This window comes from Streptomyces sp. NPDC127108, assembly GCF_042677545.1.
Classification (GTDB): Bacteria; Actinomycetota; Actinomycetes; order Streptomycetales; family Streptomycetaceae; genus Streptomyces.
Genome location: NZ_JBHXTE010000030.1, coordinates 1 through 7,941 on the forward strand (window position 1 = coordinate 1; position 7,941 = coordinate 7,941).

The following is a 7,941-nucleotide window of genomic DNA, read 5'->3' on the forward strand; positions in this document are numbered from 1 at the left end:
GCGCGATGACACGCGCCGACCGACCCGCCAAGTGCTGTGTTACGACGTGAAGTGCGCCTTGAGGACGGCGATGACTTCCTGGGCGTGGTCGGTCAGGTAGAAGTGGCCGCCGGGGAACACCTTCATGTCGAAGGTGCCCAGGGTGTGCGGCTCCCAGGCCCGGGCCTCGTCGAGGGTCGTGCGCGGGTCGTCGTCGCCGACCAGGACGGTGATGGGGCTGCCGATCTGCGCGCCGGGCTCGGCGCGGTAGGTCTCGATGGCGGTGTAGTCGCTGCGGATGGCGGGCAGCACCATGCGCAGCACCTCGTCGTCGCCGAGGACCCGCGGGTCGGTGCCGCTGAGCTTGCGCATCTCGGCGATGACGCCGTCGTCGTCGCGCTGGTGGACGTTCTCCGGGCGGTGGCTGGAGGGGGCGCGGCGGCCGGACGCGAAGACGTGCGCGGGGGCGCGGCCGTCCCGCTCCAGGCGGCGGGCCACCTCGAAGGCGAGCACGGCGCCCATGCTGTGGCCGAAGAAGGTCAGCGGCAGCGAGTCGTCGTACGCGCGCAGGGCCTCGGCGGCGCGGTCGGCCAGCTCGGCGATGGACTCGATGCCCTTCTCCGTGTGCCGGTCCTGGCGGCCGGGGTACTGCACGGCGACGACGTCGGCGACCGAGCTCAGGGCGGCCGACACGGGGAAGTAGAAGCTGGCCGAGCCGCCCGCGTGCGGGAAGCAGACCAGTCGGGCGGTGGCGTCGGGGGCCGGGTGATAGCTGCGGACCCACAGGTCCGCGGTGGCGGCGGTCGTCATGACGGGGTTCCATCCATGGTCTTCGACGGGCTTGCTGAAGGTGACGGGCTCGCTCGGTGCGAGGGCCCGCCGGGAAAGGGCCGGTGAACGGGTCGAAGGCGGGCCGTGGCCCGCCTTCGACGCGTGCGCGGTACGCGCCCGGGATCCCGCCGCGCTCAGCGCAGCGGGAAGCGGACCTCACCGGCCACGATCGGGTTCGCGTAGTTCTTGCTGGAGATCTTGATGCGGTTCAGGGCGAGGCCGGTGAGCGCCTCGAAGACGGCCCTGCGGGCGTTCATGGCGGTGGAGTAGCCCGCGTCCAGGTGCGGGGCGACCTCGACCACGTCCATGCCGATCAGGTCGGTCTCGTGGGCGATCCGGCGCAGCGCCATGAACAGTTCGCGGGTGTTGAGCCCGGCGGGTTCGGGGGTTCCGGTGCCGGGGGCGAACGCGGGGTCGAGGACGTCGATGTCCAGGGACAGATAGACGTGGTCGGCGACCGCGCGGGCCTCCTCGATGACCTTGTCGATGACGGCGGCGAAGCCGATCCGCTCGATCTCGGCCATGAAGTGCGAACGCATGCCGGCCCGGCGCATCCAGTTGAACAGCTGGTCGTCGGGTCCCGAGATGGTGCGGATGCCGACCTGGATGATGTTGGGACCCGGCACCATCTCCTCGTCGATGAGACGGCGGATCGGCGTGGTGTGGGTGGCGCGGTGCCCGAACAGCTCCTCGTGGCAGTCGGGGTGCGCGTCGAAGTGGATGACGGCGATGGAGCCGCGTCCGTGCACCTCCGAGAGCGCGCCGACGCTCGGCCACAGCAGCGAGTGGTCGCCGCCGAGCACGACGGGCCGCGCCCCGACCTCGGCGATCTCGCGGACCAGGCCGCGGATGGGCTCCATGGACCGGGTGATGTCGAAGGGGTCCACGGCCGCGTCGCCGTAGTCGACGACCTTCAGGACGTTGAACGGGTTGACGCGGGTCGCGGAGTGCACGAAGCCCTCGGGCGTGGCGTACAGGTAGCGCTCGTCGGCGCGGATGGCGCGCGGCCCGTAGGCGGCGCCGCGGTGTCCGCTGGAGACGTCCACGGGGCAGCCCACCACGGCCACGTCCACGCCGCCCGCGCGCAGGTCCTCCTGGTTGAGGGCCAGGGGCACACCCATGAAGGTGGGCACGCCCGAGTAGGCCGGCTGGGAGTAGTAGCGGCGCAGGTCGATGGGGCCGGGGTCGCGCCGGGGGAAGGTGGAGCGATCGACCTCCCGCCGCCAGGACTCGGACTCGGGTGTCTCGCTCATCTCTCTCCTCGGTTGCGCGGGGTACTCACGTCGGGGTGCTCATACGGGTCGGCCGGTGACCGGTCTCATCCAGGGGTGCCGCTGACGGGCAGCCGCGTGCAGCCGCTGATCACGGGCGAGCTGCGGCGCACCACGGGCCCGGCGACGCGCAGGTCCGGCAGTCGTTCGGCGAGGACGCGCAGCGCGGTCTCGCCCTCCATGCGGGCCAGCGGGGCGCCGATGCAGTAGTGGATGCCGCCGGAGAACGACAGGTGCTCGGCCGGGTTCTCGCGGGTGAGATCGAACCGGTCCGGCTCGTCGTACACCTCGGGGTCGCGGTTGGCGGCGCCGATGAGGACGACGACGGAGCTGTTGGCCCGGATGTGGTGTCCCGCGAGCGCGATGTCGCCGTGCGGGACGCGCTGGGCCTGGAGGGCGGGCGAGTCGTAGCGCAGGGTCTCCTCGACGGCACGCGGCGCGAGGTCGGGGTCCTCGCGCAGCAGGTCCCACTGCGCGCGGTCGCCGGTCATCGCGAGGACGGCGTTGCCGATGAGGTTGGTCGTGGTCTCGAAGCCGGTGACGGCGAGGACGGTGCAGAAGGCGAGCAGTTCCTCGGTGCTGAGCTTGCCCTCCTCGTTGGCCACGGTGAGGCGGCTGATGAGGTCGTCGCCGGGGTCCTTGGCGCGCAGCTCGATCAGCTCGGTGAAGACCTGGTCGAGGTCGTCGACGGCGCCGCGGAAGTCCCGTGCCATCTTCAGGGACTTGACGCCGTCGATGACGGGCCCGACCTTGCGTCCGGCGCGGATGAACCGGTCGTGGTACTCCTCGGGCACGCCGAGGAGCTCCCCGATCACAAGGAGCGGCAGCGGCCCGGCGAAGTCCTCGATGAGGTCGAAGCCGTCACGGGTGGACAGGTCGTCCAGCAGGCCGTTGCAGAGCTTCTCCACCTGGACCCGGTACTTGCTGATCATCCGGGGGCCGAAGGCGGGCTGCGCGAGGCGGCGCAGACGGGTGTGGTCGGGCGGGTCGAGGCCGAGGATGGAGCTGTTCCAGGGGATCTCGGCCATCATCTCGTGGCCGGGCACGCCGCCCTGTTCGCGGTTGAGGAACAGGGTGCGGTCCCGCAGGATCCGGGTGCCGAGTTCATGGCTGCCGGTGACCCAGGTGCCCAGGTGGCTGCGGTGCACGGGGCCCCGCTGACGTACCTTCGCATACAGCGGGTACGGGTCCTCCTGGCCCTGGAGGAGGCGGGTGAACGGGTCGCCGAACACGCCGAAGGCGCGCAGGATCGCGCGGGTCGCGCCGAGCTTGGCGCTGAACTTGAACCCGGCCGACTTGCTGTCCATGAGCGTGGCCATCACTGCTCCTTGCGAGAGGCGGTCCTGGCGGGCCGGAGGGCCTGCTCCGGTCCCAGTGCCACCACGTCGAAGGCGCGGGTGGTGACGTCGAGGCGGTGGATGAGCCGGTCGGGTCCGGTGACGTGGACCGTGCGCACGCCCATGCCGCGCAGGGTGTCCACGACCGGGTGCCAGCGGACCGGGTGGTCGAAGGTGTCGAGGAGCAGGGTGCGCAGCTGGTCGGCGCGGGTGATCAGGGAACCGTCGTGGTCGGCGACCAGGGGCAGTTCGGGGTCGGCGACGTCGAACTTGGCGAGGACCTCCTCCTCGACGCGGGCCCGCAGGCCGGTGAGGACGCGGCAGTGCGCGGGCGGCTTCATCGAGTACAGCGAGTAGCCGCCGACGGCGCTGATGCGGCGCTGGAAGGACTCCAGGACCTGCTCGCGCATCGTGACCATGTGCATGCCCTCGTCGAGGTGCCCGGAGACCTCGTGGAACTCGCCCTGCTCGGCCAGCTCGCCGAGGACCTCCTCGAGCGCCGCCGGGGGCACCCGGGTGATGGTGAGCGTCACCAGGTCCTGGTGCTCCTCCTCGAAGAACCGCTGTTCGCACAGGGCGAGTTCATGGGTGAGGCGGACGGCCTCGGCGAACGGCAGGGCGCCGCTGAACGCGGTCGCGGCCTTCTGGCCGAAGCTGAAGCCGACGCAGACGTCGGGGGCGAGGCCCTGGGTCTCGACGGCCCGGTCGGCCAGCGCCACCGAGTTGATGAAGAAGGCGACCTGGGCGAACGCCCCGAAGTCCGTTCCCGCGGTGCGGAACTCGTCCAGGACCGAGCGGCCGAGGGCGTCGTCCGCTGCGGCGAGGCGCTTCCGCACGAAGGGGTCGATCATCATGAACTTGCCCACGTCGGTGAAGCGCGAGGGCCCCATGCCCGGAAACACCACGGCGCTGCGTGCCTGGTCGGTCGTCATCATGTCCGCTCTGTCTGGTCTGCCTGGTCAAGCTGGTCTGGCTCGTGTAGCTGGTCTGGCTCGTACAGCTGGTCTGGCTGCTCCGGCCCGCCCCGCGCGGGGCTCAGGCGGAGGTGGCGAGTTCCGCCGTGCTCCGCTCGGCCGCCCGCTGCTCCAGGGCGCGCCGGTCGGGCTTGCCGTTGCGGTTGAGGGGGAAGCTGTCGATGACGACGACCCGGTTGGGGTGTTCGTACGAGGGCAGGGCGTCCTTGATGCGGGTGCGCCACTCGGCGACGTCCCGGCCGCTCGCGTCCTCGACGAAGAAGACGAGTTCGCTGCCGCGCGCGTCGTCCGGCAGCGCGATCACCTTGACGGCGCAGCCCGCAGCGGCGGCCCTCCGCTCGATGATCTCCGGGTAGAGGGTGTAGCCCATGCGGTGCACGGCGAGCTTGCGGCCCGCGACGAAGAGGTTGCCGTCGGCGTCGAGGTGGCCGAGGTCGCCGGTGCGGTACCAGCCCTGGTCGACGGGGTCGACGGTGCCGTCCTCGGCGAGGTATCCGGCCATCATGTCGGGGGTGTTGACGACGAGTTCGCCCATCTCACCGGCGGCCAGGACGTTGCCGTCGTCGTCCTGGACGTTCATCTCCAGGCCCTTCATGACGCGGCCGCAGGCGACGGGGTTGTCGATGGTGGCGAAGGCGATGTTGCCCAGCTCGGTGCTGCCGTAGCTGTCGAGCAGCGGCTGCCCGAAGGAGTCCACGTAGGCGTCGGACAGGGCCGGGTCGAGGGGGGCCGCGCCGCTGCAGAACATGCGGACGCCGCCCAGGGCGGCGCGCACGTCGCTCTGGCGCCGGGCGAGGTTCAGCATGCTGCGGTACGTGGCCGGGGTGGCGTCGATGACGGTGACGCCGCACTGCCCTGCCATGAGCAGGGACCGGTCCAGGCGCCGGTGGGGCGCGACCACGAGGGAGCACTTGGCGAGCCAGGCGATGAGGACCATCGACAGGCCGTACTGGTGGGCGAAGGGGAGCAGCGGCAGCAGGACGTCGCCGGGGCCGTGGCCCATGTGGTCGGCGTTGCGCCGCAGGTTCTCCAGGAAGCGGCCGCCGTTCTTCACCACGCCCTTGGGGGTGCCGGTGGAGCCGGAGGACCACATGATCAGGCCGTCGGGCAGGGCGCACCAGGCGTCGAAGTCGAGGGACGGCTCGGTCGGGACCAGACCGGACGCCTCGACGAGCAGCTTGTACAGGTAGACGGCGTCGCGCGTCTCGGCCGGCACGGGGGCGTCGTCGTCGTACAGACAGAGCCGGGCGCGGGTGCGCTCCACGATGCGTCCGGTCTCGCGCGCGTGCTCCTGCTGGTCGACGAGGACGATGGAGGCGCCGACGTGCATCAGCGCGAAGAAGGCGTTCAGCCAGGCCGCAGAGTTGCCGGCCTTGAGCAGGACCCGGTCTCCCGGGCGGACGCCCTCCGCGCGCAGGACCATCGCGACCCGCAAGGTCTCCTGCTCGAATTCGGCGAAGGTCCGCGCCGAATCCCCGGTGAATATGTGAGGTGTCATCAAAGCCGCCCCCTTTCCCAAACTTGAGAATCATCGGGCTCGATAGGCACGATAAGGTCGAGCATTTCTCCCGCCCCGGTCGGCTCCGCGCGCAGCCGAGCCTTCCGAGGTCCTACGGTAGAAGCTATTGAGCGTGCCTGAGCAGCAGAACCCCTATCTTCCCCCTAGTCCCCCCTGAGCAGCCAACTTGCCGGTTACAGGGGCAAGCTGACGGGCCGTGCCAAGCGCTACCTTCGACGTGTTTACGCCATGTACCGCATAAGCCGCGGAGGTCCCGGTGGGAGTTCGGACAGAGACCGGTCAAGTACCGGAACAGGAACACGAACAGGATATTAAAGACCAGCAGACGTCATCGGAACCCGAGGCGGAAACAACCGCACCTCCGGAGCAGGAGGAAAAGGCGGCGCCGGACGCCGCCACGCCCCCGCCGTTCGCCGGACGCTGGGTGGGCGCGGTCGCGGGCGCGTCCGGTCTCGCGCTGCTCCTGGTCAGCACGCGGTACGGATTCCAGGGCGACGAGCTGTACTTCCTCGGCGCCGGAAAGCACCTGGACTGGGGGTACGCGGACCAGCCGGTGCTGCTTCCGCTGCTCGCCCACGGCATCGACGCGGTGACCGGCGGTTCGCTGTTCGCGCTGCGGCTGCTTCCGGTGCTGCTCACGGTGGCGGGCGCGCTCGTCGCCGCCCTCATCGCCCGTGAGTTCGGCGGCGAGCGCCGGGCGCAGGTCCTGACGGCCGCCGCGTACGGCTTCGCGCCCGCCGTCCTGATCAGCGGGCACGCGCTGTCGACGATGGCGCTCGACCTGTTCCTCTGGACGGCTCTGAACTGGCTCCTGATCCGCTGGGTGCGCACCCGTGAGGACCGGCTGCTGCTCTTCGCGGGTCTGGCGACGGCCCTGGCGCTGCAGGGCAAGTATCTGATCGTCGGCTTCTGGGCCGTCCTCGCCGTGTGCCTCTTCGTGGCCGGCCCGCGCGAGCTGCTGCGCCGCAAGGCGCTGTGGCTGGGCGCGGCCGTCGCGGCCGTGACGTCGCTGCCGGGCCTGATCTGGCAGGCGCAGAACGACTGGCCGCAGATGGAGATGTCCCAGGTCCTCGCCGACGAGGGGATTCTCGGCGGCCGCGCGGGCTTCCTGCCGTATCTGATCGTGCTGTCCGGCGGTGTGTTCACCGTCGTCCTGGTCTACGGTCTGGTCCGCCTCCTGCGGTCGCCGCAGCTCGCCCCCTACCGCTTCCTGGCCTGGACGTTCCTCGGTCTGACGGCCGTGTTCCTGATCACGGGCGGCCGTCCCGCGTACGTGGTGGGCGCCTTCGCGCCGCTGTGGGCCGCGGGCGCGGTGGAGCTGGCGCGCGGGGGCGGTGCCCGCTGGTGGCGGTGGCTGGCCGCGTGGCCGGTGGTGGCCGTGACGGCGCTGGTGTGCGTGGCCCTCTCGCTGCCGGTGTATCCGGTGTCGCAGGTGACGAAGACCGAGCAGCCGAAGAACAACCCGATGACCGCCGAGACCCTGCGCTGGCCGCACCTCATCGACGCGGTCGACAAGGCCAACAAGGCGCTGCCCGCCGCCGAGCGGAAGCGCGCCGTGGTGGTCACGCAGTACTACCAGGAGGCGGGCGCCGTCGATCACTTCGGCCCCGACCGCGATCTGCCACCCGCCTACAGCGGCCACCGCGGCTACTGGTACTTCGGCGCGCCGGCCGACTCCTCGGGCCCGGTCCTGTACGTGGGCTCCGACGTCGCGAAGCTCAAGCCGTACTTCACGAAGGTGCGCAAGGCCGCGACGGCCGCGGGCGGCCCCGGCGAGAGCTTCGTCGACGGCGTCCCGGTGTGGATCCTGGAGGGCCGCACCAAGCCCTGGTCCAAGATCTGGCCGGACTACGGCCACTTGTCCTAGGGGCTCGCTGCACGACGAAGGCCCGTCACCGCGGAGGAACGCGGGGACGGGCCTTCGTCGTGCGTGCGGGGCGGGTCCGGGCCGCTTCCGGGGTGACGGTACGGCGACGGCCCCTCCCCCGGTGTACGTCGGCGGCACCGCCCCCCGGTGTATGACGAACGGC

General features: G+C 71.1%; 6 protein-coding genes. 1 reads left to right on the plus strand and 5 read right to left on the minus strand.

Annotation, left to right across the window (positions count from 1 at the left end; genetic code table 11):
* Window positions 1-39: 39 nt before the first annotated feature.
* The 5 genes from ACFVHO_RS24800 to ACFVHO_RS24820 form a co-directional block, all read right to left on the minus strand.
* Complete coding sequence (locus ACFVHO_RS24800; protein ID WP_385718545.1) at window positions 40-789, minus strand: thioesterase II family protein; 750 nt, start codon at window positions 787-789, stop codon at window positions 40-42.
* Between the two features lie 155 nt (window positions 790-944).
* Window positions 945-2,063, minus strand: a complete 1,119-nt coding sequence (locus tag ACFVHO_RS24805) for an agmatinase family protein (protein ID WP_385718548.1) — start codon at window positions 2,061-2,063, stop codon at window positions 945-947.
* A gap of 65 nt (window positions 2,064-2,128) precedes the next feature.
* A complete protein-coding gene (locus ACFVHO_RS24810; protein ID WP_385718551.1) occupies window positions 2,129-3,400 on the minus strand; it encodes a cytochrome P450 in 1,272 nt (423 codons plus the stop codon).
* A complete protein-coding gene (locus ACFVHO_RS24815; protein WP_385718553.1) occupies window positions 3,400-4,353 on the minus strand; it encodes an ACP S-malonyltransferase in 954 nt (317 codons plus the stop codon). Before ACFVHO_RS24815 ends, ACFVHO_RS24810 begins: the two co-directional genes overlap by 1 nt.
* Before the next feature lie 100 nt (window positions 4,354-4,453).
* Window positions 4,454-5,890 (minus strand): class I adenylate-forming enzyme family protein, encoded by a 1,437-nt coding sequence (locus tag ACFVHO_RS24820; protein WP_385718556.1) that lies wholly within the window; start codon window positions 5,888-5,890, stop codon window positions 4,454-4,456.
* Window positions 5,891-6,167: 277 nt separating this feature from the next.
* Between ACFVHO_RS24820 and ACFVHO_RS24825 the strand changes: the two genes are divergently transcribed.
* Window positions 6,168-7,778 carry an ArnT family glycosyltransferase gene (locus ACFVHO_RS24825; protein ID WP_385718559.1) on the plus strand — a complete coding sequence of 537 codons (1,611 nt, stop codon included), beginning with the start codon at window positions 6,168-6,170 and terminating at the stop codon, window positions 7,776-7,778.
* Window positions 7,779-7,941: the final 163 nt, after the last annotated feature.